The sequence below is a fragment of the Vibrio sp. Y176 genome (genome assembly GCF_033438945.1).
This window is the reverse complement of record NZ_JAWOQS010000001.1, coordinates 557,300-582,108: the sequence shown is the minus strand read 5'-3', so window position 1 is coordinate 582,108 and position 24,809 is coordinate 557,300. Positions and strand designations below refer to the sequence as shown.

At 42.7% G+C, this 24,809-nt stretch carries 25 protein-coding genes, 1 tRNA gene and 1 pseudogene; 7 read left to right on the top strand and 20 right to left on the bottom strand.

Translation table 11 applies throughout. The features are described 5' to 3' along the window. Positions 1-60 precede the first annotated feature (60 nt). Both R7O13_RS02600 and cueR read left to right on the top strand, forming a co-directional pair. Entirely contained in the window at positions 61-1,029 is a 969-nt protein-coding gene (locus R7O13_RS02600) for a helix-turn-helix domain-containing protein (protein WP_206954594.1), read from the top strand. Positions 1,030-1,116: 87 nt separating this feature from the next. Beyond that, a complete protein-coding gene (cueR, locus tag R7O13_RS02595; RefSeq protein ID WP_005376627.1) occupies positions 1,117-1,503 on the top strand; it encodes a Cu(I)-responsive transcriptional regulator in 387 nt (128 codons plus the stop codon). A 42-nt stretch (positions 1,504-1,545) separates the two neighbouring features. On the opposite strand, the gene vctC is transcribed toward cueR, so the two are convergent. The 14 genes from vctC to rbsD form a co-directional block, all read right to left on the bottom strand. After that, positions 1,546-2,301, bottom strand: a complete 756-nt coding sequence (gene vctC / locus R7O13_RS02590; RefSeq protein WP_025767868.1) for an iron chelate ABC transporter ATP-binding protein VctC — start codon at positions 2,299-2,301, stop codon at positions 1,546-1,548. A gap of 2 nt (positions 2,302-2,303) precedes the next feature. Next, positions 2,304-3,254 (bottom strand): iron chelate uptake ABC transporter permease subunit VctG, encoded by a 951-nt coding sequence (gene vctG / locus R7O13_RS02585; RefSeq protein ID WP_005376631.1) that lies wholly within the window; start codon positions 3,252-3,254, stop codon positions 2,304-2,306. Then, positions 3,247-4,182 (bottom strand): iron chelate uptake ABC transporter permease subunit VctD, encoded by a 936-nt coding sequence (gene vctD / locus R7O13_RS02580; RefSeq protein ID WP_206954593.1) that lies wholly within the window; start codon positions 4,180-4,182, stop codon positions 3,247-3,249. Before vctD ends, vctG begins: the two co-directional genes overlap by 8 nt. Positions 4,183-4,204: 22 nt before the next feature. Beyond that, positions 4,205-5,113, bottom strand: a complete 909-nt coding sequence (locus R7O13_RS02575) for a siderophore ABC transporter substrate-binding protein (protein WP_005376635.1) — start codon at positions 5,111-5,113, stop codon at positions 4,205-4,207. 163 nt (positions 5,114-5,276) lie between these two features. After that, positions 5,277-5,957, bottom strand: coding sequence for a Crp/Fnr family transcriptional regulator (locus tag R7O13_RS02570; protein ID WP_005382613.1), 681 nt, complete (start codon positions 5,955-5,957; stop codon positions 5,277-5,279). Between the two features lie 134 nt (positions 5,958-6,091). Then, a complete protein-coding gene (locus tag R7O13_RS02565) occupies positions 6,092-6,823 on the bottom strand; it encodes a nucleoside phosphorylase (protein WP_064354716.1) in 732 nt (243 codons plus the stop codon). Between the two features lie 10 nt (positions 6,824-6,833). Further along, complete coding sequence (gene pnuC, locus R7O13_RS02560) at positions 6,834-7,565, bottom strand: nicotinamide riboside transporter PnuC (protein ID WP_225473020.1); 732 nt, start codon at positions 7,563-7,565, stop codon at positions 6,834-6,836. A gap of 160 nt (positions 7,566-7,725) precedes the next feature. Then, entirely contained in the window at positions 7,726-7,944 is a 219-nt protein-coding gene (locus R7O13_RS02555; RefSeq protein WP_005499106.1) for a hypothetical protein, read from the bottom strand. A gap of 230 nt (positions 7,945-8,174) precedes the next feature. Then, positions 8,175-9,182 (bottom strand): substrate-binding domain-containing protein, encoded by a 1,008-nt coding sequence (locus tag R7O13_RS02550; protein WP_064354714.1) that lies wholly within the window; start codon positions 9,180-9,182, stop codon positions 8,175-8,177. 35 nt (positions 9,183-9,217) lie between these two features. Next, the gene (gene rbsK, locus R7O13_RS02545; RefSeq protein ID WP_053307611.1) at positions 9,218-10,135 is read right to left on the bottom strand and encodes a ribokinase; all 918 of its coding nucleotides are present in this window, start codon (positions 10,133-10,135) and stop codon (positions 9,218-9,220) included. Between the two features lie 222 nt (positions 10,136-10,357). Next, positions 10,358-11,236 (bottom strand): ribose ABC transporter substrate-binding protein RbsB, encoded by an 879-nt coding sequence (gene rbsB, locus R7O13_RS02540; RefSeq protein WP_318302897.1) that lies wholly within the window; start codon positions 11,234-11,236, stop codon positions 10,358-10,360. An 87-nt stretch (positions 11,237-11,323) separates the two neighbouring features. Continuing rightward, on the bottom strand, positions 11,324-12,307 hold the full coding sequence (rbsC, locus tag R7O13_RS02535) for a ribose ABC transporter permease (RefSeq protein ID WP_005382618.1): 984 nt from the start codon (positions 12,305-12,307) through the stop codon (positions 11,324-11,326). Next, positions 12,304-13,809: a ribose ABC transporter ATP-binding protein RbsA gene (gene rbsA, locus R7O13_RS02530; protein ID WP_005373147.1), complete on the bottom strand. Its 1,506-nt coding sequence runs from the start codon at positions 13,807-13,809 to the stop codon at positions 12,304-12,306. Before rbsA ends, rbsC begins: the two co-directional genes overlap by 4 nt. A 23-nt stretch (positions 13,810-13,832) precedes the next feature. Continuing rightward, positions 13,833-14,252 (bottom strand): D-ribose pyranase, encoded by a 420-nt coding sequence (rbsD, locus tag R7O13_RS02525; RefSeq protein ID WP_005382620.1) that lies wholly within the window; start codon positions 14,250-14,252, stop codon positions 13,833-13,835. A 472-nt stretch (positions 14,253-14,724) separates the two neighbouring features. Here rbsD and R7O13_RS02520 point away from each other — a divergent pair. Next, positions 14,725-17,086, top strand: a pseudogene (locus R7O13_RS02520) (EAL domain-containing protein). Positions 17,087-17,225: 139 nt separating this feature from the next. Here R7O13_RS02520 and R7O13_RS02515 read toward each other — a convergent pair. After that, positions 17,226-17,801: an imm11 family protein gene (locus R7O13_RS02515; RefSeq protein ID WP_025767876.1), complete on the bottom strand. Its 576-nt coding sequence runs from the start codon at positions 17,799-17,801 to the stop codon at positions 17,226-17,228. 822 nt (positions 17,802-18,623) lie between these two features. Between R7O13_RS02515 and R7O13_RS02510 the strand changes: the two genes are divergently transcribed. The 3 genes from R7O13_RS02510 (at position 18,624) to R7O13_RS02500 (ending at position 20,461) form a co-directional block, all read left to right on the top strand. Next, a complete protein-coding gene (locus R7O13_RS02510) occupies positions 18,624-19,265 on the top strand; it encodes a murein L,D-transpeptidase catalytic domain family protein (RefSeq protein ID WP_005373154.1) in 642 nt (213 codons plus the stop codon). 327 nt (positions 19,266-19,592) lie between these two features. Continuing rightward, positions 19,593-20,051 carry a hypothetical protein gene (locus tag R7O13_RS02505; protein WP_017633653.1) on the top strand — a complete coding sequence of 153 codons (459 nt, stop codon included), beginning with the start codon at positions 19,593-19,595 and terminating at the stop codon, positions 20,049-20,051. Positions 20,052-20,137: 86 nt separating this feature from the next. Continuing rightward, positions 20,138-20,461, top strand: a complete 324-nt coding sequence (locus R7O13_RS02500) for a hypothetical protein (RefSeq protein ID WP_042522561.1) — start codon at positions 20,138-20,140, stop codon at positions 20,459-20,461. A 124-nt stretch (positions 20,462-20,585) separates the two neighbouring features. On the opposite strand, the gene R7O13_RS02495 is transcribed toward R7O13_RS02500, so the two are convergent. The 3 genes from R7O13_RS02495 to R7O13_RS02485 all read right to left on the bottom strand — a co-directional run bounded on the left by R7O13_RS02495 (position 20,586) and on the right by R7O13_RS02485 (position 22,360). After that, a complete protein-coding gene (locus tag R7O13_RS02495) occupies positions 20,586-21,266 on the bottom strand; it encodes a DedA family protein (protein WP_115386592.1) in 681 nt (226 codons plus the stop codon). Between the two features lie 50 nt (positions 21,267-21,316). Continuing rightward, positions 21,317-21,754 carry a hypothetical protein gene (locus R7O13_RS02490; RefSeq protein WP_318302895.1) on the bottom strand — a complete coding sequence of 146 codons (438 nt, stop codon included), beginning with the start codon at positions 21,752-21,754 and terminating at the stop codon, positions 21,317-21,319. Positions 21,755-21,841: 87 nt separating this feature from the next. Then, a complete protein-coding gene (locus tag R7O13_RS02485; protein WP_053304498.1) occupies positions 21,842-22,360 on the bottom strand; it encodes a DUF4136 domain-containing protein in 519 nt (172 codons plus the stop codon). A 370-nt stretch (positions 22,361-22,730) separates the two neighbouring features. Between R7O13_RS02485 and R7O13_RS02480 the strand changes: the two genes are divergently transcribed. Further along, positions 22,731-22,805: transfer RNA gene (locus R7O13_RS02480), tRNA-Gly, on the top strand. Positions 22,806-22,821: 16 nt separating this feature from the next. Here the strand turns inward: R7O13_RS02480 and R7O13_RS02475 are convergent. Then, positions 22,822-23,679 (bottom strand): sterol desaturase family protein, encoded by an 858-nt coding sequence (locus R7O13_RS02475; RefSeq protein ID WP_005373167.1) that lies wholly within the window; start codon positions 23,677-23,679, stop codon positions 22,822-22,824. 7 nt (positions 23,680-23,686) lie between these two features. Beyond that, positions 23,687-24,697 carry a DUF2804 domain-containing protein gene (locus R7O13_RS02470; RefSeq protein ID WP_318302893.1) on the bottom strand — a complete coding sequence of 337 codons (1,011 nt, stop codon included), beginning with the start codon at positions 24,695-24,697 and terminating at the stop codon, positions 23,687-23,689. Positions 24,698-24,809 lie beyond the last annotated feature (112 nt).

The following is a 24,809-nucleotide window of genomic DNA, read 5'->3' as shown; positions in this document are numbered from 1 at the left end:
TATAAATACAAAGGCGATTTGGTTATGCGAAATCGCACAAGTGTTATGAGGAAGTGTCAAATGCAGGAAGCCACAACAAAACGAACTAAAATTGCCAAGATAGCTTTAACCCAAAGACTAGAGGCGACAGAGAAACAATGGATTGTCACGCAAGGCCAACCTTGTCAAACTCAACTGGCCGAAGGTAAGTTCCTATCATATCAGTACAATGATCAAATTTTTGTTCATGGCGGGCGTTGTCTAGAACTTATTGATTCGAATATTGTTTCTACTGCACACGCCTCACTGCTGGTCACTATTCTTTTAGAAGGTAGACTCTCGTTTGGCTACGACGATTTGCAATTTGATTTAGACGCGAGCGACGGCCCTAAGGGTGTAGTGGTGAACTTACTCAAACCTGCAAATTTTCGTCGTTCACTGCTCAAAGATAACCTCATTAATAAGATCAACATATTGGTTAAGCCCCAATGGCTAGAGGCCCGCCTTGAGCAAAATTGTAGTCATCGAGCCTTTTTTAACTCTCATCAGGCGTTTCAACAGTTGGAGCTTACCCAGACGCTATGCGAACTGGCTGAAACGTTAACAAATATAGAAACACCGCAAGAGTTTCAAGAGAAGCTAGAGGTCGAAAGCTTGATCTATCAAATATTACATCAAGCCACCAAGCAAATTCCTAAGAATTTCAGTGCTAAAAACAGCAGTATTGAACGACACATTGATGGTCGGATTGAGGATATTGTCAGCTATATTGAAACTCACCTTGATCAAGAACTACGCTTGGAAAAGTTGGCGAGCCAATTCTCAATGAGTGTTTCAAACCTGCAGCGCCGATTTAAACAATCACTTAATATGACCATAAACGGCTACATTCGTTTTCGACGTCTTGAGATTGCTAGGCAACATTTGGAACGTGGCCTAGTGACGATAACAGAAGCCGCCTATGAAGCCGGATACCACCACCCTTCTAACTTCACTTATGCCTTTAAAAAGGCATTTGGTGTGCCACCACATGAAGTGATTAAAGAGTAAGGGGACTCTAGGTAACTGACTGTTATTTAGGAGTGTCTTATCCACAACATCGGTATATACTCGCCTTAAACGTTATGGAGGTTAAACATGAATATTGGTGCTGTCGCGAAGCTCACAGGGCTTTCATCTAAGTCGATTCGATTATATGAAGACAAAGGGATCATATCTCCACCAGCGCGTAGCGACTCTGGCTATCGCGAATATTCAGATAATCATATTCAAGAGCTTAACTTGGTATCACGCGCAAAAAGCGCAGGCTTTTCGTTGCAAGAATGCAAAGAGTTCGTACAACTTGCTCATAACCCCAACCGCAAAAGTAGTGAAGTAAAAGCAAGAACCATGGACAAACTGAGAGAGGTTGAAGAAAAAATTGCACACCTCATGGAGATCAAAACGCAACTTGAAGGTTGGGTTTCTTCTTGTCCTGGAGATGCAGAGAGCCGATGCCCAATCATAGACGAGCTCACCAAGTAAGCCCGCCTATCTATTGATCTCGTTAAAAACGAACTAGCTCGCTTAATGATAAGTACACATGCGCTTACCGTTCAATTCTATGATGTTAAATGGCGTTTCGTAGATGTCCTCTAGCGTAGACGCTTGAATAACATCTTCAACCGCACCACTCGCCACAACTTTACCTTTCTTAAGCGCCAATATGACATCTGAGTAACACGCCGCGAAATTAATATCATGAATCACGACCACCATGGCTTTATTCATGTCATGGGCTAACTGCTGCACAACTTTCATGATCTGAAGAGAGTGTTTGATATCTAAGTTATTAAGAGGTTCATCAAGAAAGACATAATCTGTATCTTGTGCAATCACCATAGCAATAAATGCAAGCTGTCGCTGACCACCACTTAATTCATCCAAGTATTTATCTTGAATATCTTGCAAATCTAAGTAGTCGATCGCTTGTTCTATGACCTCATGATCTTCTTTAGTCAGATTTCCTTTAGAGTATGGGAAACGACCAAAAGAGACTAACTCTTTTACGGTAAACCGCATTGTAATCGAGTTAGCTTGGCGAAGTACTGCCAGTTTTTTCGCTAGCTCTTTTGTGTCCCATTCCGCGATTTCCTTGCAATCAATGATAACACTACCGCCATCTCGCTCCGTTAAGCGCGAGGCCATAGATAACAGCGTGCTCTTTCCCGCGCCATTTGGACCGATAATCGATGTTACCTTGCCCTTTTCAAACTGAGTATTGGCCTCGTCTACGACTTTGTTTGAACCGAAAGCCTTCGTTAATTTGTCTATTACTATCATATTTATACAACTTTGTTTTTCAGCAGCAGGTATAAGAAATACGCACCGCCGATAAAGTTAATTACGACACTCAACGTCGTCTCAAAACTGAACACGTTTTCGATTATCCATTGCCCAGCAAGTAATGAACTGATGGATAGAAACGAACATCCGACCAATAGCGTTTTATGTTGGTAACTTCGGAACATTTCTCGGCTTAAGTTGGTCACTAGTAAACCAAAGAACATGATTGGCCCTACCAAAGCCGTAGAAATAGCAATCAAAACCGCTGAGATAATAAACACATTTCTCGTCACTTTAGGTACATCAACACCCAAACTTTTCGCATTGTCTTGGTCGAGCCAAAACACATCTAAAGTGCGATGCATCCTAAACAACAACCAACATGCAAACATCAAAGCCGGAGCACTAAAGTAAACCAAGTTCACTTTGACATTATTGAAACTGGCGTACAGTTTCGACTGAACAATTGCATATGTGTTTGGGTCCATCAGCAAAGAAAAGAATGACGCCGCATTGGAAAATAGCTGACCAAAGATCAAGCCGACCAATAGCAACGTAATCAAGTTCTTGCTTCCTTTTGAAAAGTAAAACCCAAACAGCAGTAGCGAAAACGACACCATTACAATGACTGCAATCGCGAAATTGACGTACAAGTTAAGAACTAAGGTACTCAACCCACCAAAAATCAACACGATCAAAATTTGGGTTAACACATACAGCGCATCAAAACCCATGATACTTGGCGTTAAAATTCGGTTGTGCGTAATGGTTTGAAATACAAGTGAAGACTGAGCAATGGCCACACCCGCTAGCACTATCGCCAATACTTTAGGAACTCTACGAGACAAAAAATATTGGTAGTTGTCAGCCGTTAGCCCAATACCAATAAACAGACACGCGAAAAGAATCGCAATGCCACCTAGCAGCAGGATTTTCGTTGAATCACGCATGTTGCTTACCTCGCAACAACATAGCGATGAATACCACGCCACCCAATATGCTGATCACGATAGAGATTGGCATTTCATGAGGGAAAATAATTAAACGACTCACCAAGTCGCAACACAACACTAAAATCGCCCCATACATGACCGTAAGCGGAATGTTCTTTTTGAGATTATCGCCATAAAAGTGACTCACGAGATTCGGCACAATCAGCCCTAAGAATGGCAACTGGCCAACAATCATCACGACACTTGCTGACATGATGGACACCAATAGCACGCCAATCGTCACAACCTGCTGATAATTCAAACCCAAGTTAATCGCGAAATCTTTTCCGATACCTACGGCAGAGATCCTTGCGGCAAAAAGATAGCTGAGGATAACCATTGGTACCGCGATGTACAGCAGTTCAAAATCACCACGCAAGATGTTAGCGAAGTTTGCGACTGTCCAAGCATTCAGACTTTGAAGTGCATCATATTTGTAAGCGATAAACGTAGTCATGGATTGGATGACATTGCCGAAAATAATCCCGACAAGCGGCACAAAAACCACGCTCTTAAATTGAATGCGCTGAATAAAGAAAACAAACGCCAGCGTCCCAAATACCGAGATGCCGAACACGAGCCAAAGGTGATTATCATTACCAAAGAAAACCACGCTCAGTACGTAGCCCAACATGGCACATTCGATCGTACCAGTTGTAGAAGGTGCAGCAAATCGGTTCTGGCTGATTTGCTGCATGACAAGACCCGCAATACTCAAGCCAGCACCAGCAAGCAATATGGCAAATAAACGTGGTATACGGCTGGTAAAGAAAAGTTCTAATGCTTTCTCATCACCTGAAAAGAGTTGTTGGGGCGTCATGTTTGCCACCCCAACAAATAACGAAACCGTGCTTAAAACCACAAGGGTTAGCAATAACTTCTTCAAAGTTAACCTCTGCTATCTTGGATTACAGTTCAACGGTTTGCTTTATCTCACTGACCATTTTTTCTGTTGCTGTCACACCAGACATCGACAAGTACCACGCGTCCACATCTAAATAAGTGATTTTATGATTTTTATATGCCGCAGTCGCTTTGACTAAGTCGTTATCCATGGATTTACGAATATCGTTATCCGGCGTACCTGTCAGAGAATTTCGGTCAACCACGAGAATATTTTTCGGGTTAGCTTCACGAATAAACTCATAAGAAATGACATCTCCGTGAGTGCCCGTTTTCACGTGCTCAACCGTTTCCAAGAAGCCAAAGTCGTTATAAATGACGCCAAATCGCGACTGGGCACCAAACGCGCTGATGTTGTCACCCATGCTCAAAATCGTTAGTGCATCATTTTTGTTCGATTGGTTGTAGTCACGGATTGCTTTGAATTGAGCATCTAGCGCTTCAATTTTCTGCTCTACTTTTTCTTCGATATTGAAGATCTTACCAATATTGCGCCATTGCGCTTGCGTGCCTTCCCAATAGCCTTGGTTCTCTTTCGCCGCAAAAACAACTGTAGGGGCAATTTCACTCAGCTCTTCATATTTCGCAGACGCTCGCGGGCCAACCAAAATCAAATCCGGTTTTTGCATGTAGATGGTTTCAAAATCAGGTTCAAACAAACTACCCGCAGAGGTGTAGTTATCTTTGCTGTATTTTGAAAGGTAACTAGGAAGATTAGACGAGTTAGATACTGCAACAGGATCGATACCAAAGTTGTCCAGCGCATCTAGCGGGCCAAAGCCAATCACAACCACACGCTCTGGGGATTGTTCTAGCTCTGTTTGACCCATGTAGTGGTCAATCACAACTTTAGCAGCGAAAGAAGGAGAAACAGTAAATAACGACAGCATAGCCGCACCGACGAATTTTTTCATTTTGTTAAGCCTTAATGAGATCTATTATCATACGCGTTCGCAATATAACGCTACTCTTTAATGCATTCAACAAAATTTAAGGTACTTTACATTAGTTACGTTTACTCAAGACTTAGATATATCAAAGACTTATAAAACCCATCAGTTCCAATACCTGGGCGTATCATTCATGCGCTTCAATAAACGCTTTGAGTGCCAGCTCATCAATAATCTCCAAACCGTTGTCCGTTTTTGTAATCAATCCCTTTTCAATCAAGTCCTTAACTGCACGTCGATAGACTCGGCCTGAGGTACCAAACCGCTCAGCCTCTTGGTTCACTTTATCAAAACCACCAAGCAGCTTATCCGTCTGATTACGGACGAGAAGATCATAGGCAATGTTGTAAGTAATGGGATGCAACAAACGATTAGTGTAGATATCCATGGAGTCTTGATAATCCTCAGCCAATGCTGAAGCGAAGAACACCATCATTTGGGGATGATTTTGCAGTGCTTCGGTTAGTTTTTGGATACAGATAACATCAACCTGCATATGTTCATCTGCTATCACATTCCATTGACAAGGAGTCTGAGTGAAGAACTCCATTTCACCATAAATATGATAGTCGCAGTTAGCTTCCCCTAATTGAAAACGTCGTCCATTTGCGGCCAATATGTTCATCGAGACTCGACCTACTGGCACAACATACAAGTACTGAAGTTGCTCACCTTGGCGGAGAATTGCTTCCCCAGCATCAAAGTAACGCGAATTTATTTGGCATTGATAAATCAAATCGCGAAAGGTGGCACTCTTTTCTTCAAGGTATGTTTTGAAGCGACCAGTCGGATAAGGGCTGATTTTCATTTTCTGCTCTCTCAGAAAAAGTTACGGACAACTATTTAAGGTGGATTGTACCCCGTAACTCCAAATAAAAAAGCGACAGTGACCTGTCGCTTTACATCTATTCTGTTTATGTGACTTACTGAGATAGAGACTGGCTAACGCTGAGCAACCAAGGCTTCTAATGCCGTAATCGCGGCACTCTTCTCACCTTGCATCATTACTTTGGCTTCATCAACGTACTGACCAACACCTTCTTTCACATCTTGTTGATACAGCACCACGTTGTTTAATATCGAAGCCACATGAAGGCCTCGTAGTCGACCGACCGTAAACAGCGCAGAGGTTTCCATATCGGCACCTAAGATGCCTTTCTTGTTCCAATGTTGGCATATTGCATCTTCGTCATCGGTATAGAAACTGTCGTGAGAACGCACCACACCAAAATGATAATGCACTTTTTGCATCGACAAGTAACGCTCAACTTCCTTTAACAGTGAAAAGCTTGCGTAGGCTGGATAAGACGAATCGACATACGCTTTAGAGCCGCCCTCATCTCTTACCGCGCCTTCGGCAATGATCAACTCGCCAAGGTGAATGCCTGATTGCATTGCCCCCGCCGATCCAACACGTACCACATGAGTCACACCGCACTGTTTTAGCTCTTCCACTGCGATGATCATCGATGGCGCACCTATACCTGTACTACACACTGAAACAGGCTTGCCTTTGTAGTTGCCGGTAAACACACGGTACTCGCGGTTTTCCGACACCATTTCTGCATCATCAAATAATGCCGCGATACGATTCGCTCGATCTGGCTCGCCGCATACAATAACGAGAGGAGAGATTTGTGTTTCATCCACTCCGATATGAGGTTGTTTGGCCATTTTTCGTTCCTTACACAGCAGCGTGCGCTAAGGTTTTATCGCCATTGCGCTTAGCGCTACGAGCCCACTCACGCGTGCCATTGGCAGCGATGAACATAAGAATCGCGTACTGAACAGACATTGCGTAAACACCTTGCGTCGCGTAGATACCCACACTGATAATGTTAATCACAACCCATAGAATCCAGTTTTCGACGTATTTACGTGTCATCAGAATTTGTGCAACAACAGAAAGTACTGTCATGGTTGCATCCCAGAACGGGAACGCGTCAGGTTCAAGCACCGGTTCAGCCAAGCCAGCACCAAAGAGATTCAAGCTATCAACAGCAATGTTTGCTAGCGCAAAGAAAAATGGGTCGATATAGATCGTTAATAATGCGATACATGCAACGCTAATAGAGGCAGTAGTAATAAGTTTCCGTTTATTTAACCAGCGAACCTCCAGCGTTTCACCTTGTGCGTTTGGACGAGTCCACGCATACCAGCCGTAAATGTTCGCACAGAAGAAAAATAATTGAAGAAGCAATAATCCGTATAACTGAATTTGAAAAAAGATAACGGCAAAAAGCGTGACATTCAGCAAACCGAATAAGTAGTTGATGGTTTTTTCTTGGCTGGCAAACCAAATGCAAAGCAGTCCAAAAACGGTACCGAAAGCTTCGATCCAGCTCATTGCGTAGCCGTCGCCAATCGGAATGTTAACGAGAGTATTATTAATATCGAGTAAGGCAAAGAGGTCCATAACATGTCCTTTATTATTTTGTTTGGAATACGCTTATATTAGAGCGTGATCCCCAACAAAAAGGAGGACATTTGTCCTCCTCTTGATGCACTCGATCATAAATCAGATTCATTACTTACTTGAAAGTACCTATTTATCTCAATTATTCATTCCAAATGAACTAGGACTCGTGTCCTAGGTAGCGCTTTTTGAACGTCGATGCTGACGCGAACAGTAAAGTAGAAGCAAATGTAAACACCACGCCAGCCAAGTATACATACTCTTCATTCGCAAGTAGTTCATAAACACTCACGACAAACACCGTTAATACTAGTGAAATATTGAAACGGTGAAACCACGGCCTCTTTACTGAATACTGTGCATATCTCTTAACTAACATAAAGATTTTCCATTCATCTCAATAATTTATAAATCTAATTATAAGCTTTATTAATAATAAGCTTTTTAAGCACTATCGACACGAAATCTTTCGAGTTACTCGCAAAAAATCACACTTTTCAAATGTTGAGTTAATAAATTCGAACATCTGTTTTGCATGCTTATTTATTTTTAGCCCATTTTTTTATAAATTATATGCACTAAATTTGTTAACCATGCGTTTGTTTTTAATTAAGAGAAATTCGTCACACTGTTGCGTACAACCAATGTTGGTTCCAGTTGAACGACTTGAGCGTCGTTAGATTTGTCGTCCAGTCTTCGGACAAGAGTCTCAACGGCAGCCTGCCCCAAACGGTACTTAGGCTGATGAATGGTAGTTAGCGATGGCGACATAAATTTCGCGATATGGATGTCATCGTAACCAATAATGGATAGGTCGTCCGGCACTTTAATACCGAGCTCATTTGCGGCGTTAATCACACCCATCGCCATCATATCGTTAGAGACGAAAATCGAGCTGGGTAATGCGCCACGTTGAGCCATTTTTTTGAACGCTTGATACCCACCCTCACATTCGAAGTCCGATTCAATGATCCAATTGGCATTAAATTCCAAGCCCGCTTCGTTCATTGCTCGCTTATAACCTTCGTATCGCATTTGCGCTTGGTGTTTAATCAAAGGGCCAGTGATGCACCCAATTTCGGTATGGCCGCAATCAATTAAGTATTTCGCCGCTAAGTAACCGCCACGAAGTGAGTTGTCTTGGATTTTATCGCTTGTAAATAGCATCGGCCCCCAGTCCATTACCACAACTGGGATATCTGGGTAACGCTCAAATACATCGATACGCTCTCCTTCTAGCGACGAGCACATCAAGATCAAACCATCGACACGCTTTTGCAATAGCGTATTAATGGATTGACGCATACGTTCGTTATCACCCTCGGTGTTACATAAAATGAGGCTGTAGCCTTTTTGGTAGCAGCTGCGTTCGACGCCTTTTACGACTTCGCCAAAGAATGGGTTGGTTGAGGTTGTCACGAGCATACCAATGGTTTTGGTACGATTGACTTTGAGGCTACGCGCCAACGCAGAGGGCGCGTAGTAGTTAAGCTCTTTTGCGGCATTGTTAACGCGTTCAGAGATCTCTTCGCTCACAAAACGCGTCTTGTTAATAACATGGCTCACTGTTGAAGTGGAAACCCCTGCCAGTTTTGCGATGTCTTTCATCGTCGCCATGTTACTACTCCTATTTTAATGAGGCGTTGTGCGCCTTATTGTTCAGCGAGAAACGCGTCCACCTCTTCGCGGGTTGGAATCGACGTTTGCGCGCCAAAGCGGGTCACAGAAATTGCAGCCGCCGCATGTGCAAACTTAATCGCTGATTCTAAAGGTAAATCTTCTAGGAGACCAGTGACGAATGCCCCATTAAATGTATCGCCCGCAGCGGTAGTATCCGTCGCTTCAACGCGGAAACCCGAGATGATTTCGCCTCGACCGTTTTGGCTTAGCCAAACGCCTTTTGCACCGAGTGTGATCATGACAATTTCTATACCTTTACCATGTAGCACATTCGCCGCTTCTTGCGCGCTTTCGTTGTCTGTTACAGTAATACCTGTCAGAACTTCAGCTTCGGTTTCATTTGGCGTAATCACGTCAATGCAAGACAGTAATTCATCAGACAATTCACGAGCTGGCGCAGGGTTCAAAATTACGTTGGTTTTGGCATCTTTCGCGATTCGCGCGGCTTTCTCAATGCCGCACATCGGCGTTTCCAATTGCATTAGCAAGTAATCTGCTTGGCGAATACTCTCTAAATCTGGCTCAATCGCTTCTGCTGTCAGTTTGGCGTTCGCTTCAGCTGAAATGCAAATGCTGTTCTCACCACTGTCCGACACTTGAATCATCGCGATACCTGTCGGGCAATTTGGCTGCATCTTCACACCAGTGATATCGATGCCGTCCATTTTGAAGTTTTCGCGAATGTTAATGCCGAATGAGTCGTCGCCCACACAAGCGATAAAACCTATGTCTGCATTTAATCGCGCCGCCGCGACGGCTTGGTTGGCACCTTTGCCACCTGGGATAACTTGATAGTTGCGACCATGCAGCGTCTCGCCTGGGCGAGGGAAAGAAGGCACTTGAAGAACATGGTCAGCGTTTACACTACCTAACACCACTAACTTATTCATACGGTTATCCTCGGTTCTGAATGAACCCTTTTTAAAAACTGTTTAGGAAAATACATTAGATGACTTTAACTTCTCTTCCTGATGAAGGAGTCTCGATAAAAAGCCAAAGGCATCTATACCCCACACTTTGCAGTATTTTGGGTAAGTTTGCCCTCACCTCCTAAACGACAGATATAAACGGAGGAGAGAGCAAAAATTAGGATGATTTATTGAACTTAAAACTTACTTAGTGACTACTTTTAGTGGTACTGGGATGTACTCTTCTACTTCTTCACCTTTCAAAACTTTGTCAGCCGTTTCAACACCTAAAGCACCGATAAGGTCTGGTTGCTGAGCAATAGTTGCCGCTAGTTTGCCACGGTTAACTGCTGCAATGCCGTCTTCCGTACCATCAAAACCAACGATAACGACATCTTTGCCAGAAGCTTGAACTGCACGAAGTGCACCTAGCGCCATTTCATCATTCTGTGCAAATACCGCTTGTACATCCGGGTTAGCCGCTAGCAGGTTTTCCATTACGTTTAGACCTTTTGTGCGGTCAAAGTCAGCCGGTTGGCTAGCAAGAAGATCCATATCGCTGCCCTTCACTGCATTCATAAAGCCTTCACCGCGCTCACGCGCTGCCGATGTGCCCGCAATACCTTCAAGTTGAATGACTTTTGCTTTTTCGCCGACTTTTTCCATGATGTAGTGGCCTGCCATTTCACCACCAATTACGTTGTCCGACGCGATGTGACTCACAACTTCACCACGGCTTGCACCACGGTCTAATGTCAACACAGGGATCTTAGAACGGTTCGCCATACGAATTGCATTAGACACTGCATCAGAATCCGTTGGGTTGATAAGAATTGCTTTTACGCCGCGAATACTTAAATCCTCGATGTTCGACAGTTCTTTACTCGGGTCATTTTGCGAGTCCAGTACAATTAAGTCGTACCCCAATTCTTTCGCTTTTGCTTCCGCACCGTCTTTCATCGTTACGAAGAACGGGTTGTTTAGCGTCGAAACCACAATCGCCATGGTATCTTGAGCTTGCGCCGCTACCGATATGGTTGAAGAAAGAAGTGCAGCAGAGATAAGAGTTGCAAGTTTTTTCATCGTTCTAGTCCTTTGTGTAGGGTGAGCCAGTACACGTCCCCTGACTCGGTTTGTATTCACTGTTTTATATATACAGATTGTTATGAATTACTTGTTTTTGTTGTCTACCAATACCGCCAGCAAGATAACCACTGCTTTTGCAATCATTTGGTAGTAGGAAGAAACATCAAGTAGGTTAAGTGCATTGTTCAAGAAACCGATGATCAGCGCACCAATCAAGGTACCCATGATACGACCTTTACCGCCCATCAAGCTGGTACCGCCAAGAACAACCGCTGCGATAGCGTCTAGCTCGTAGCCCATACCCGCTGTTGGCTGCGCCGAAGAAAGACGAGACGTTACAATAATGCCTGCAAGCGCTGCTAACATACCGCAGATGGCGTAGACACCAATCTTCACTCGGTCTACATTGATACCTGATAGGCGAGTCGCAGACTCATTGCCGCCTAGTGCGTAAACATAGCGACCAAAGCGCGTGTGGTTAAGTAAATACCAAGCCGCTGCAAACACAACCACCATTAACCAAACAGGAACCGGAATGCCTAGCGCGTAGCCAGTACCAAACCATGCGAACGCATCCGCGGTGTCAGTAAAGCCTGTCGAGATTGGACGACCTTCGGTGTACACCATGGTCACACCGCGTAGTAACGTCATGGTAACCAGCGTAGCGATAAATGCCTGCACCTTACCCTTCGCAATAATGATACCGCTGATCGCACCTAACGCTGCACCTGCGACTAAAGCAGTTGGAACCGCCACCAGCACCGGAACCTCAAGCGCAATCATGCTTGCCGCAAAGGCACCACACAATGCCAATACCGAACCAACACTTAAGTCTATGCCTGCTGTTAAAATAACTAATGTCATACCCACTGCGATAATGGCATTCACGGAGGTTTGACGAAGAATGTTGAGAATGTTGTCGACCGTAAAAAAGTTCGGGTTCAAAAATGACACAACAACGATCAGAAAGATCAAAGCTATCAGTGATTTTTGCTCAATCAGCCACTCTTTTGTGAACAACTTCTTGTTGCCAGTTTCGGTTGGTTTGCTCATGGTATTCGTACTCATGCTGCTTCCTCATTGATCTCTTTGCCTACGGCACAGGCGAGTAATTTTTCTTGATCGGCGTCTTTCGCATCAAATTCGCCAGTGATACGACCTTCATGCATCACTAAAATACGGTCGCTCATGCCGAGCACTTCAGGCATCTCGGAAGAAACCAAGATGATGCTCATGCCTTCGGCCTTAAACTTGTTGATGAGCTGATAAATCTCTTTTTTTGCTCCGACATCAACACCACGTGTCGGCTCATCCAGAATCAGAACTTTAGGTTTCGTCATTAACCCTTTCGCTATCGCAACTTTTTGCTGGTTACCACCAGATAAGTTGCCGATGATTTGATCTCGCGTTGGGGTTTTAATGTTGAATAACTTAATAAAATCTTCCACAGCAATCACTTCGTCGCTGTGTTGAATCTGGAAGCCTTTGGTCAGCTGGTTTAGCGAACAAAGTGACATGTTCTCCTTAACCGAAAGACCTAAAACCAAACCATCGCCTTTGCGATCTTCAGAGATGTAAGCGATACCATTTGCCAAGCCATCTTGCGGGCTAACCGGGTTAATAGTTTTGTTATCAAGATTGATAACACCATGCTCACTAGGTAATGCGCCGTAAATGACTTTCATGAGTTCAGTGCGGCCTGCGCCCATCAAGCCAGAAATTCCAAGAATCTCACCACGCTTGAGAGTAAAGCTCACATCCTGAACGCCAGACCCAGTCAAACCAATGACTTCAAGACAAGTTTCGCCATGTTGGACATCAATACGTGGATATTGCTCTTCTAATTTTCGGCCAACCATCATTTCAATTAGGCCATCTTCATCAGTGTCGGACACCTTGCACTCACCGATAAACTTACCATCACGAAGCACTGTAATATCATCACAGATTTCAAAGATTTCTTTAAGACGATGCGAAATGTATACGATGCCGCATCCTTGCTCGCGGAGCTCATTAATCACTTTAAACAGTGATTCCGTTTCGGTATCGGTCAATGCGTCCGTTGGCTCATCCATAATGATGACTTTCGACTCAAACGAAAGTGCCTTTGCAATTTCCACCATTTGTTGTTCACCAAGGCTTAAATCGCCAAGCAATGTTTTTGATGAATGCTTTACATTCAGACGTTTTAAAAGCTTGTCAGCCTCGTCATACATTTTGCCCCACTGGATACGCCCTAAGGAGCCAGTGAACTCTCGTCCCAAGTAAATATTTTCGGCAATCGTCAGTTCAGGAATCAGGTTCAGCTCTTGGTGAATAATGCTAATACCAGCTTCCTGTGAATCGCGTGGACCTTTAAAGGCCGCCGGCTGACCTTGATATTGAATGCTCCCTGCATCCATGTGGTAAATGCCTGTCAACACCTTCATTAACGTTGACTTGCCTGCTCCATTTTCACCCATCAGCGCCATCACACGGCCTGGATAAACATTCAGGCTTGCTTTGTCGAGTGCTTTTACGCCCGGAAACGCCTTCTCAATTTCGCTTAGTTGTAGAATGGCTTGAGTCATAATCTGTCCTCAATATCTCTGGCTTAAAAAACCACGCCCGCTTGGAAAATAACGTTCGCATATGGCGAGCATTCGCCCGTTCTTACGATAGCGCGACTTTGGGCCGTGCGTGCTTTAAACGCTTCATGTGACACGTAGCTCACCTCAATAGATTTGCCCGTTTCTTCACTCTCTTTGCTCAGTTCGTTGAGCAACGCTTCATGCAAAACTGGGCTTGCATCAGAGAACTCTTCCGCAATGATGACCCCTTCGATTTGGGACTCAGATAGAATTACGCGAACAGTATCAAGAAAACTTGGTACCCCATGCGTTAGCGCCAAATCGATTCGCTGAACATGCTCTGGGATTGGTAGACCAGCATCACATATAGTGATCTCGTCGGTGTGGCCTAGCGTCGCCACCAAGTAAGAAATATCTGAGTTAATTAGGGTACTTTTTTTCATCTCATCGACCTTTCGGTTACACGTTCATACAACCATGAGCGCCTGTTTTAAAGTGTTTTGTTATTAACAGAAAACTCATCGAAACGTTTCGATGAAATAATAATTCGTCATCGCAATTTGACCAGTGTGAGATCGATAAGGTGTGAGAATGATCTGTAATTCAATTGTCATTGAATAGGAAAAGTGCACTTGAGTCACACTTTATCATCGAAACGTTTCGATGACAGTATTTCCCTGTCATTACAGTTAGGTTTTATACAGGGAGGGAGGAAAAGAGACGTCCAACTACTGAGAAAACCTCTAGTTAATAAGCTCGAAACCTTTCACGTCATCACAATTCTTAGATAGCTGCCTGATTTTGGAGAACGCTCACCTTACAATCTGGTTACAATTTGCCAAAACACATCATCCGTTCAGTACCTTACCTGGTACGCGACGTTTGTAGGGACACAAACGGAAACTAAGAACCATAATGAAGTTAAGCAATAGAGTCATTTTGCTTGTCGCGCCAGTGATCTTATTAAGCGCGTTAGTATCTAGCTATATTATTTATAGCATTCAAAAAGTGACGCTCATCAAGCGGGAAGACAGCTATATTCAGTTGCAGATGGAAAAGCTCGCCGGGCAGTTTCGACAAGCGAATATTTTTCTTAATAGCTATGCCTATACGCTCAGTAAAAGTGATGTATTACAAGACTATTTGGTAAATCATAACAACCCCCTATCGTGAACGAGTCTTGTTTAACCGATTAGACGAGACCGCTGAAGTATTGAGCCATGGTTACAAAGGCGATGCGAGCATGGCGATCCTCGACGGAAAACAAAACCTTCTCTACTACACAGAAAACAAATATTACGAATCATCGGGCGTGGTCGACCCAAAGGTGTTAGAGTACATATCACGAAGTTTCAATGAGAGAGAGGCTTTCAGTCACACTGGCTTTATTTATAACTCCAGTGGACAAAGCATTCTTCTTCAATATGAGGTCGTCGACAAAAGAACGGGGACTCACCCTTTGAGCTTTGACTCGAAAAATGTGTTTTTTGTGGTAGTTTCCGTATCACTTGAAGCCTTTAACGAGATTAAGCATGAAATCGAGTTTGACACGCACAGCGTGATTACTTTCGCCGACAAACCCATTTATCTTGATATTCCTCTCGCTCAAACCATTGAGCTACTGCCGCACTTTTATGCCGTGCTTTCTCCTGCCGAATATTTAATGTGGAATAAAGTCGATAAAGTGTGGCTAGAACTTGCTTTCTCTTTTGGCGTAGCGGCGTTTTTCACCATCACATTAATCATTTTGGTGTTGTACCGCTATGTGTTGCGCCCTGTTTCTCGCCTTGATAAGCAGCTGAACGAACTTGAATCTAATCAACGTGACAATATTGAAAAGCTAGAAACAAACGATGAAATAGGACGCCTCTCTGCACGCTTTTTTGATATGTATGAGGAACTTAATGTCATCTATAAAAAGACAAAACGCCTAGCTGAAACGGATCACCTGACGCAACTCGCCAATCGCCATCGTTTTCATGAGCTTGCCACTCGTGAACTTATCTCCCCTTCGCAGTTTCTGTGGGTTGTTTACGTCGATCTTGATAACTTTAAATACGTGAATGATAAATACGGGCATGAATTGGGAGATAACTTATTAAAAGTGTTCTCATCACACATCAAGAATGCCTGTCAAAAGTTCTCGCACGATTACAACAGCCCCTGCTTTGCCGCCAGGTTATCTGGTGACGAATTTGCAATTTTGCTGAGCTCAAATCAAGAGGTAAAACGCTTGCCTGATTTGCTTGCATCAGAGCTGCTAAAACCGATTAGTAATCTCAGTTCATCTTGGAGTAATTCATTTCCCGTTACGGCAAGCGTAGGTATTGCACAATATCCTCAAGACGGTACTGACATCGCGAAGTTACTCTCCAGTGCCGATGCGGCTATGTATCAAGCAAAACGGGCAGGGAAAAATCAATACGCCTATTATTCAGCCGCTCTCAATATTGAGTCTCAAAGACGAAGTCAACTTGAACGTGCGCTCCGAAAAAGCAATGTAGAGGAAGAATTTCACCTTGTTTTTCAACCCTATATGAACAATCGAAGCAACGAAATTGAGGGGTTAGAAGTCTTGTTGCGCTGGGAAGCCGAAGGTATCGGCCCTATCCCTCCAAAGGAGTTTATTCCAATTGCAGAGCAAGCCGGATTATTTGATAAAATTGACCGCTGGGTTTTCGCCAATGCAACGGCGGAATACCATCAATTAAGGAATATTTTCGGTAAGGATATTGTTCTTTCGGTCAATCTTTCATCAGCAGAGCTAAACTCGATAGAAATGGCAAACTACATCCATGAACAAGCGACACTGCACAGTGTTAAACCAGAATGTATTGAGATAGAAATAACCGAAACCTTTGCCGCAGAACAACAAGGAACGGCTCTACTTGATGAGCTATCAAAACGTGGCTACCGTCTTGCAATTGATGACTTTGGTTCTGGTTACACATCGTTAACTCAGCTCGTTCAGTATCCGGTTCAAAAAATCAAATTTGATCGAGAGTTCCTCGTTACATTGATGAAGACCAACAACGGCCATGTGATCAAACCTATTATTGAGCTATGCCATGCCCAGAATAAAACGGTTACAGCAGAAGGTATTGAACACAATATGATGCATGAATGGCTATCGGCATACCGCTGCGACTATATGCAAGGCTATTTATTTGGCAAACCAATGACTAAAGAACAATTGAGCTTGTGGTGGCAATCGGCAAATGACGACAGTCGATTTGATGCGTCCATGGCCAGCTCAATTAGGGTTTCAAGAACATAAGTTAAGGGGAGACGTACAGCTGTCACAACTGTGGCGGCTGTATTTAGTTATATATGAGCTTCATTGATAGATGCTCAGCTTTTGTTCCCCCATACCTATATCTATGACTTTAGTCGAGTAAATCACTATTTATTCGTTTTTAAACCAGCACTTCCTTGAAATCCAAACCGGTCAAATTCAGCGCTTTGACGCTATCGTACAAGCCACCTTTTTTGTCCGTGCAAAACGTTCTGAGCCCAGCACCTTTTACTCTGAACAAGTCAGATTCATTAACGGCTTCCCTATTCAAAACGAGTTTCTTAAACGGTCTAGCACGACTTAGCTTACCATGACGAAGATTATACTCGGTAGCAGAGGTATCAATGGCATCAATTTGAGTGACAATGTTTAATGCTCGCCAAGGCTTTCCTTGTAGATTTAATGGTAAAAATTCGACATTCTCGCTCAACACATCGAGCTTATCCGCAATAGAAGCGGATACAGCAAGAGTAAAAGATCCCCATGCTGCAATATCAGGCCTGGGTAATGGCTTTTCACCCTTAACGTCTAACCATTCAATATCAATACTTTTCCAACTGGCTTTAACAGACTCTCCATAGAGTTGGATAGGTTTGCTTGCCGTTACTTGAAGAGACATTTCCAATGGCGACTCTCGCAACATTGCAAAATCATTAACATTGGGAGTGACAATAAACACTTTATTAAATGCTGTCATAACCGTCCTTAAATCAATTTGAGCGCTTTCAAACCAAACATAATAAATAGAGTTTACTTTCATGTTCAAAAATTTAATGAATTCAGATCTGGCGTTCTTATCTTTTAATTTCTAAGTTTTATTATTTATATATTTTAATCCACACGATAGAATTATTTTTTAAATTTTTACTATGTACCCTTCCTTATGTAATCGAATAAATTAGAGAATAAACAATAGCACGCATCACTTCACTTTTGTCGAGCTCATCACTCTCACTTAAACGATACATTCACAAGTTCAATTTTTGTACGACTTAGACTTGGCTTTGTCAATCGTGAATTAAAAACAACCGATTCACCGCTGTTTTACTGCCTTTTCTTACCACCCTGTTGTTTATTCATACATTATAAATGCACTTATACACATAACGATTCGGCGTTACGATTTGTTACGAGTTAAATCACAAACTTTTGAGGTATTGGATAAAGCGTAGAAAAAGAAAACACATTGAAATAAAAAGAGTTTCTAAAGTACGAAAAATAAAACGCCGTTTTTATAAATTAGCAACTTCACAAATATCCTTAAACACAGTTTTATTAATTACATATATCAGATATTATTTACGCCGAAGTTTATAGAAACCATCGTTAAACTTCATATTTTATATAAGTTTCAATTAGTTAGTTTTTAACTCGAAAACTTATCGTCAACCCAATATCAAGCACCTAAGCGTGCAATAAGAAACATTGGGAATAGAATTATATTGATGTGCATGTTGTTTTAACGAATGCATGAAGCAATCGGTAAATTTGTAACACCATAGAGTTTTATTTAGCCAAGATGAAAAAGTTAATTTTATTATTTACATGTGCGCTGTTGTCTGTCTCACCTTTTGCTTTTGCAAAACAATCAGATAACGAACCCAGGGATCATTTACGACCAAAGCAAGTTGAACATGTGTTTAAACAAGCCAAGCTAGATGGCATAGTAGACTTTAAGTTGTTCAGTGACGCTTACATCGCTTATCAGAAGACACCCGATAGAAAGAAGTCGGTACTAACGATCATCGACTATAGTAAACCATCAACTGAAAAGCGTTTTTATGTGGTTGATTTAGATAAAAAGAAGCTAATCTACAATACGTATGTTTCTCACGGCGTGAACAGCGGAAAGAAAACAGCGACACAGTTTTCAAATGTCGTGAACTCGCGAAAAACATCATTGGGCACTTTTTTGACTGATACCACTTACTACGGCTCAAATGGCTATTCACTTCGATTAGATGGGCTAAGCTCTGGATTAAACGACAAAGCTCGCGAGCGTTACATTGTCGTGCACGGTGCCGATTACGCAAACCCTTCCTTTATCAAGAAGAATGGATACCTCGGACGCAGTTGGGGTTGCCCTGCTTTACCAGAGAAGTTGTCTCGCGAGATCATTGACACTATAAAAGGCGGCAGCGTTATTTACGCAAGCGCGTAATACCTATGTGACACATATGGGGAAGAAAAAAGAAGATTCTATTTCTTCCCCAGTAATAATCCTGTTAGCTTAATCGTCCTGTGCAACGACTCTCTTTCCATTTTCGCTTACTCGAAAGCGAAAATTATTGTGTTATTCGCTCATATACCTAAGTGCGATCAGAAAACTCTGTTCATCCCCCTTCCATCTCGTTAGTATACGCTGAGTTCATCAGACACTGGCTTTCATCGTTATCATAGTTCCACTAAGATTCCTTAATCATGGTGGGTAACTGTGGCTTTATATGTTTAGGGTTACTTCTTGCGTTATCTACACCGTATATTATTGATGCTTTCTTTGTCCCTGCTCTCAGGGCTCATCACAGCTTCATATGCGCATGAGTGGCACCACACCAAACATTACACTTCCGAGCGTTTACTTAAACTCTCACAACAAGACGATTTTGAGCTAGCACACACTGATTTTCATGCCTCAGCTTCTCTGAGTTCTTGGGGATCAGAAAGTTACTACCTACATATAAAGCGCGAGTTGTTCGGGCTTGTCTCCTGTCGCCGAACATCAGCTACTGATGGCGTTTTATCATCAGATTTTACTCCTGATTATTTTTTACTTATTGCTTTCTCTTCTCCACCACTACTGGAGTTGGCAAAACAAGCATCTCGCTTACCTCTAGACAGTTATGGCGGACTCATGAGTCAACGCTCTCTTTATCGCCTCTCAGGAAGAAAGGAAGCGAACTTAATGTACGTCTTTACTCATGGTCGCAACGCCTTCTCTGTTGTTTAACTTTTTATGACATACAGAGAACACGAAAATGTAACGATAAGAGCCAATATGCTCATTGTTACTAGAACCAATTTGAGGTCCATATAATGACAAGAATCGCTACAACAATCGCACTAGCATTACTATTTTCAGCGGGCTCAACCTTTGCAAACACAGAAACTAAGCCAGAAGAAATGAGTAACGACACTCTGTTAGAGTGTGCCAACGTTTCTAACGCACGTATTGCAGTTCCGGAACACAGAGCGATGTTCAGACACTACTTAATGTCTGAGAGAGACTACAGCTTTGACCAGCTATCGTCTGCCGAACTTGAATTTAAAGCAGCAGATAAGAATGAGTCTGAAGTAGAGAACATCTACAAGTCTCAGTGCAAAGAAGTTGGCGAATACTTATATAGCATTGGCTATTAAATTCGAAACCCTAACGACACTCAAAAAGAAAGGCGCAATGTATGCGCCTTTCTTTTTACTGATAAAAACCTGTCGATTAGATGTCTAATCTGCATACAAGCTTAAAAGTGCAAATCAAGTAAACTTACTGAGAAAACTCAGACACATCCTTGGGTTTACAGAACGCTCGACGTGCTTTAACAAACAAGAAACTAAGCACCCCAATCACAAGAGTAATTATTGGTGCCGCCATTAATAGCATTGTGATTGCTTTGCTCATATTTTCCGGTAGCAAAGGAAGTAATGAACCAAAACCGCATAGTATCAGCGTCCATAAAATCGCACTCAGCCACGCAAAGTAATGGAATTTACTAATACGTTTCACTCGCAACCCCATCATTAATGGCAATAGGGAACGAACAACCGGAATAAACCGCGCGCACAAAAGCGCAACCAATCCATGTTTACTGAGTAATACGTCGACTTGTTCCAAACGCTTTTGAGGAACCGCACTCACCCAGCCTTGGACCTTAGGTAAGCGATTTAGCCACTTGCCTTGTAAATAAGCCGCCCAACTTCCCAACCCCGCACTAACAGCTATCACCAACATGATCATAATTGGGTCAAGGACGCCAACCGCCGCCAGCGTACCGGATAATACGACGACACTGTCGCATGGGAAAGGTGCAGCAGGAATAAAACCACTTTCCAAAAAGATAATCACAGCAACAACAAAATAAACCAAACCTGCACTGCCTGGCGCCATTAACGCCGTGAAATCTTGATGCCAAAAAGCACTCAAGACCTGAATGATCGAATCAAACATAAACCGCTCCTAAGCATAATTAACCAAAAGTTGCAAAAACATGGAATGTGTTAGCGAGCATGTATAAATCGGTATATGAAATTCGACTCTTTTCTCACGCCGATTCTGTATTTAGAGTGAGTAAAAATATTTTCAATACAACAACCTAAAGCCTCATTACCGATGCGTTTTAGCCGCTTCATCGAGTAAATTGCCGAACGATGCGCCCACCATGCTACATCAAGCATTTCAAACCACTCGGGTTCTACATCGTCGTTCGAGCTCATTTCCTTAGCATGGCTAACCCTCAATACATTCCGGCTGTTTAAACTCGGAAAGTCTTGTTGTATTGAAGAGATGGGATGTTCTGAAAAGTGCTTCGACTTAGCGTCAACAGCGATATTCTGGTTATGAACGGAAAGAAAATTTGGGTGTGAGTACGCAAGGCTCATGCTCGGAGCCAACAAGCAGAACAGTAGTCCGAGTAAAGCAATCAGAATCGTACGCACAAAGGTAACCAAAACCAAAATAATAAGTTCTTTTAACCCTGTGCGTAACTATTGGCAATTAGTATTCTTAATCGTTAAGAATACTAATTATTTTTCACCGTAAGGGTAGCTTTCAAACATCTTCGCGATTTCTTCTTGGATGAGAGATTCTCTTTTCTCAGAGCTCATTGACTCAGACAGTTTACGACTTGAAACGCCTTTCCAAACGACTTGATTAGCCTTTGCATCAACCAGTTCAACCACCAACTTCCCATACTTACGTTCTTTATATCTTTCTGGGCTTGAAGTGATCACACCAAAGCTATTCCAGCCATAGCCAAAGCTCACCGACGATCCTGAAGAAACAAGCTCGGATTCTTCTACGATATCATGATGTACGTAAAGGTCACCGCCACTATTTACCTTATTTAAACCCTTACCCTCAAGCTGTTCAGCAAGCCCTTGTTCAATACGTCGACCATCAATACTGGTAGGAGCTTCCGCCTGAGCACCGAAGTCAAACGTTCTGTAAGCTGAAAAGTCGGCTTGTTTATCAACATCGGTTGTAACGGTAGTACAAGCAGATACCAGCATCACCACCAGCCCTAATATCAAACCTCTCATCATGTTAAATCTCCTTTGGTTAAGCTGACTGTTTCAGCAGAATTACCCTGTGTTATACATACGCATCAACAGTAAAAAGTAATCATTTCAATATCTAGTCTTGACCATGAAACGTGACTGTTCAATAAACGAGATTAACCTTTACACAGAAAATCTTGAATATCATCAACATCTAAACACCTAAGAATTCGGTGTTTACGACCTAATTGGAAGCCCTAGGCTTAGTAGCGAAATCGCGAGTGCCACAAAAAACCAGAGACAATGAACACTTTAACATCAGTCCGCTACTTTTTTAGGCAACTGACAAACATTTGATGAGAAAAGACTTTTCTTTTTCGTGCAGTGTGGCATATTAACTGAGTCCTATCGATGCGCGGGCATCGTATAATGGCTATTACCTCAGCCTTCCAAGCTGATGATGCGGGTTCGATTCCCGCTGCCCGCTCCAATCTCTTTATCTCAATTTACTCATAAAAATCCGATGGCGGAGCGAACAAACGGCGGCAGCGTTGTTTCCATGATAAGTTTGGTCGAGTTACGTCATAAAACATGTCTTTCCATTCTGCAAACGTCACGCGGATGGGATTAAAGCTGTTTACAGGTTTAGAAACCCCATACCGAACCGTTTCCACCTCTGGTTCAAACGTTCCGAACATTCGATCCCAAATAATTAATACACCAGCATAATTTTTGTCGATGTACTGACGGTTCACACCATGATGAACGCGATGATGAGACGGCGTGTTAAATACCCACTCTAGTGGCCCGAGCGAACGAATTGATTGGGTGTGAACAAAAAACTGTAAGCCCAGATTAAACAACACAACGAAGACAACCCATTTTGGCTCAAAACCAATAATCACCAAGGGCAACCAAAAAATCCACATCCCCGCTAGCGGATACATTAAACTTTGACGAAAGGCGGTACTGAAGTTCATTCTTTCCGAACTGTGATGAACAACGTGCGCGGCCCACATCCAACGAATACGATGGCTAGCCCGATGAAACCAGTAATAGAAAAAATCTTGCAGGACAACAAGTAAAAGAAAAGCTGAGACGCTCATTTCGATATCAAACAAACGCCAATCGAACCACCACAAATACAACTGAGCAATCAGTAAACCCGTGAGTATGTCTGTCGCTTGGTGTAAGCCCGCAAGAACAAAATTACACGCTACTTCAGGGAAGTAATACGTCGCGCTTTCAGGCAAGCGTCCCCTTCTTTGTCCGAACCAATATTCGGCAAGCATGCAGAAAAAGAAAACTGGAGCCAGAATCATCAGAAGTAATTCTGGGCGGTCCATCAACTGCGTCCAATCCATTGTGTTTCTACCATTTTGCATAGTGATCTTCAGTAAGACCCATAACTTCTTCTAACTGATGTTTGATGCCATTTCCATCGATAATATAGCCAGAGAAATAACCGATGTACTGACGAAAGTTACTTTTGAGAAGCCAAAAATTTTTCTTCTCTGAGCGTCGATTCAAAGGCGTGAACTGTAAGTTAACTCGTTTATCTTCAGACGTAATATGCCACTTTTGCCCTTCATCACTTCGTGAAAACTGAAACTGCACAGGTTGCAAAAAGTGACGCTGACCATTAATCCACAATACATTTTCGCAATAGCCAGTTTCATTAACGCCAGCTGCCAAGTTCAACCCCAGACGCCTGTCATCCTCAAAGCAATTGATACTCGCCCAGCGCCAACTTGTTTCTCGCCGCATGTACCCAGCGGAAAAATCGTAACCAGCAGCCACCTCTGAAAGATCTTGCTCTTTTCCTAATATGAACAAGTTACCGTCTACTGCTAACGCATTGTGCTTCTGAGTATATGTCCAACCCGCATAACCTGTTGGCGTACACAACATTAATGGCAAACTCATATTTTCTGGACGTAAATAGAGATCCGCATTGACTGACTCTGTCACAAAGTGGACGTGCCAAATACCATCCTTAATAGAAAACTGAACTCTTTTGTTAGCAAGATGGGCAAGACTGCACCAACTGGAAGGCTGAGTTTGATAACCTATATTAAAAGGTTTCAACCATTGTTGCTCAATCAACTTATTCTTTTTAATATCAAACAGGTAGCAAAAGCCGGATGCTAAATACCGTATATCAGCAATCGCTACTCCAATGACGTAATCAGGTGTGACCAAATTGACGAACTGAAACTGCTTATAATCGCGGTAACGGCGCCACTTAGACACTGGCTTATCCATCTCATCGAGGTAAGTAAATTTATCTAGCTGTAACGATTTTGGAATTCCATCAAGGTGGCCAAACGCTGGTAGACCATTCTGCTGAATAAACGAGTTCAGAACCTTAAGCTCATCCATATAGTTGTCTTTTCACAAGTTATCACACACAAAAACTTTAACATGACGTTAACATAAACAATTTGCGTAACTGCACAACAACATCGACTAAAGTGATTTCTGCTTGTTATAT

Bases quoted from the DNA above. Each gene is read 5' to 3' on its own strand.
- cueR (WP_005376627.1), top strand. From the start codon at position 1,117: ATGAATATTGGTGCTGTCGCGAAGCTCACAGGGCTTTCATCTAAGTCG.
- pnuC (WP_225473020.1), bottom strand. From the start codon at position 7,565: ATGGACCTCTTTGCCTTACTCGATATTAATAATACTCTCGTTAACATT.
- R7O13_RS02495 (WP_115386592.1), bottom strand. From the start codon at position 21,266: ATGTTTGATTCGATCATTCAGGTCTTGAGTGCTTTTTGGCATCAAGAT.
- R7O13_RS02565 (WP_064354716.1), bottom strand. From the start codon at position 6,823: ATGGCCAAACAACCTCATATCGGAGTGGATGAAACACAAATCTCTCCT.
- R7O13_RS02475 (WP_005373167.1), bottom strand. From the start codon at position 23,679: ATGGATTGGACGCAGTTGATGGACCGCCCAGAATTACTTCTGATGATT.
- R7O13_RS02505 (WP_017633653.1), top strand. From the start codon at position 19,593: ATGCTTTCTTTGTCCCTGCTCTCAGGGCTCATCACAGCTTCATATGCG.
- vctC (WP_025767868.1), bottom strand. From the start codon at position 2,301: ATGATAGTAATAGACAAATTAACGAAGGCTTTCGGTTCAAACAAAGTC.
- R7O13_RS02575 (WP_005376635.1), bottom strand. From the start codon at position 5,113: ATGAAAAAATTCGTCGGTGCGGCTATGCTGTCGTTATTTACTGTTTCT.
- rbsD (WP_005382620.1), bottom strand. From the start codon at position 14,252: ATGAAAAAAAGTACCCTAATTAACTCAGATATTTCTTACTTGGTGGCG.
- vctG (WP_005376631.1), bottom strand. From the start codon at position 3,254: ATGCGTGATTCAACGAAAATCCTGCTGCTAGGTGGCATTGCGATTCTT.
- R7O13_RS02550 (WP_064354714.1), bottom strand. From the start codon at position 9,182: ATGGCGACGATGAAAGACATCGCAAAACTGGCAGGGGTTTCCACTTCA.
- R7O13_RS02570 (WP_005382613.1), bottom strand. From the start codon at position 5,957: ATGAAAATCAGCCCTTATCCGACTGGTCGCTTCAAAACATACCTTGAA.
- rbsC (WP_005382618.1), bottom strand. From the start codon at position 12,307: ATGAGTACGAATACCATGAGCAAACCAACCGAAACTGGCAACAAGAAG.
- R7O13_RS02600 (WP_206954594.1), top strand. From the start codon at position 61: ATGCAGGAAGCCACAACAAAACGAACTAAAATTGCCAAGATAGCTTTA.
- rbsB (WP_318302897.1), bottom strand. From the start codon at position 11,236: ATGAAAAAACTTGCAACTCTTATCTCTGCTGCACTTCTTTCTTCAACC.
- rbsK (WP_053307611.1), bottom strand. From the start codon at position 10,135: ATGAATAAGTTAGTGGTGTTAGGTAGTGTAAACGCTGACCATGTTCTT.
- R7O13_RS02485 (WP_053304498.1), bottom strand. From the start codon at position 22,360: ATGATGAGAGGTTTGATATTAGGGCTGGTGGTGATGCTGGTATCTGCT.
- R7O13_RS02510 (WP_005373154.1), top strand. From the start codon at position 18,624: ATGAAAAAGTTAATTTTATTATTTACATGTGCGCTGTTGTCTGTCTCA.
- rbsA (WP_005373147.1), bottom strand. From the start codon at position 13,809: ATGACTCAAGCCATTCTACAACTAAGCGAAATTGAGAAGGCGTTTCCG.
- R7O13_RS02555 (WP_005499106.1), bottom strand. From the start codon at position 7,944: ATGTTAGTTAAGAGATATGCACAGTATTCAGTAAAGAGGCCGTGGTTT.
- R7O13_RS02500 (WP_042522561.1), top strand. From the start codon at position 20,138: ATGACAAGAATCGCTACAACAATCGCACTAGCATTACTATTTTCAGCG.
- R7O13_RS02470 (WP_318302893.1), bottom strand. From the start codon at position 24,697: ATGGATGAGCTTAAGGTTCTGAACTCGTTTATTCAGCAGAATGGTCTA.
- R7O13_RS02515 (WP_025767876.1), bottom strand. From the start codon at position 17,801: ATGACAGCATTTAATAAAGTGTTTATTGTCACTCCCAATGTTAATGAT.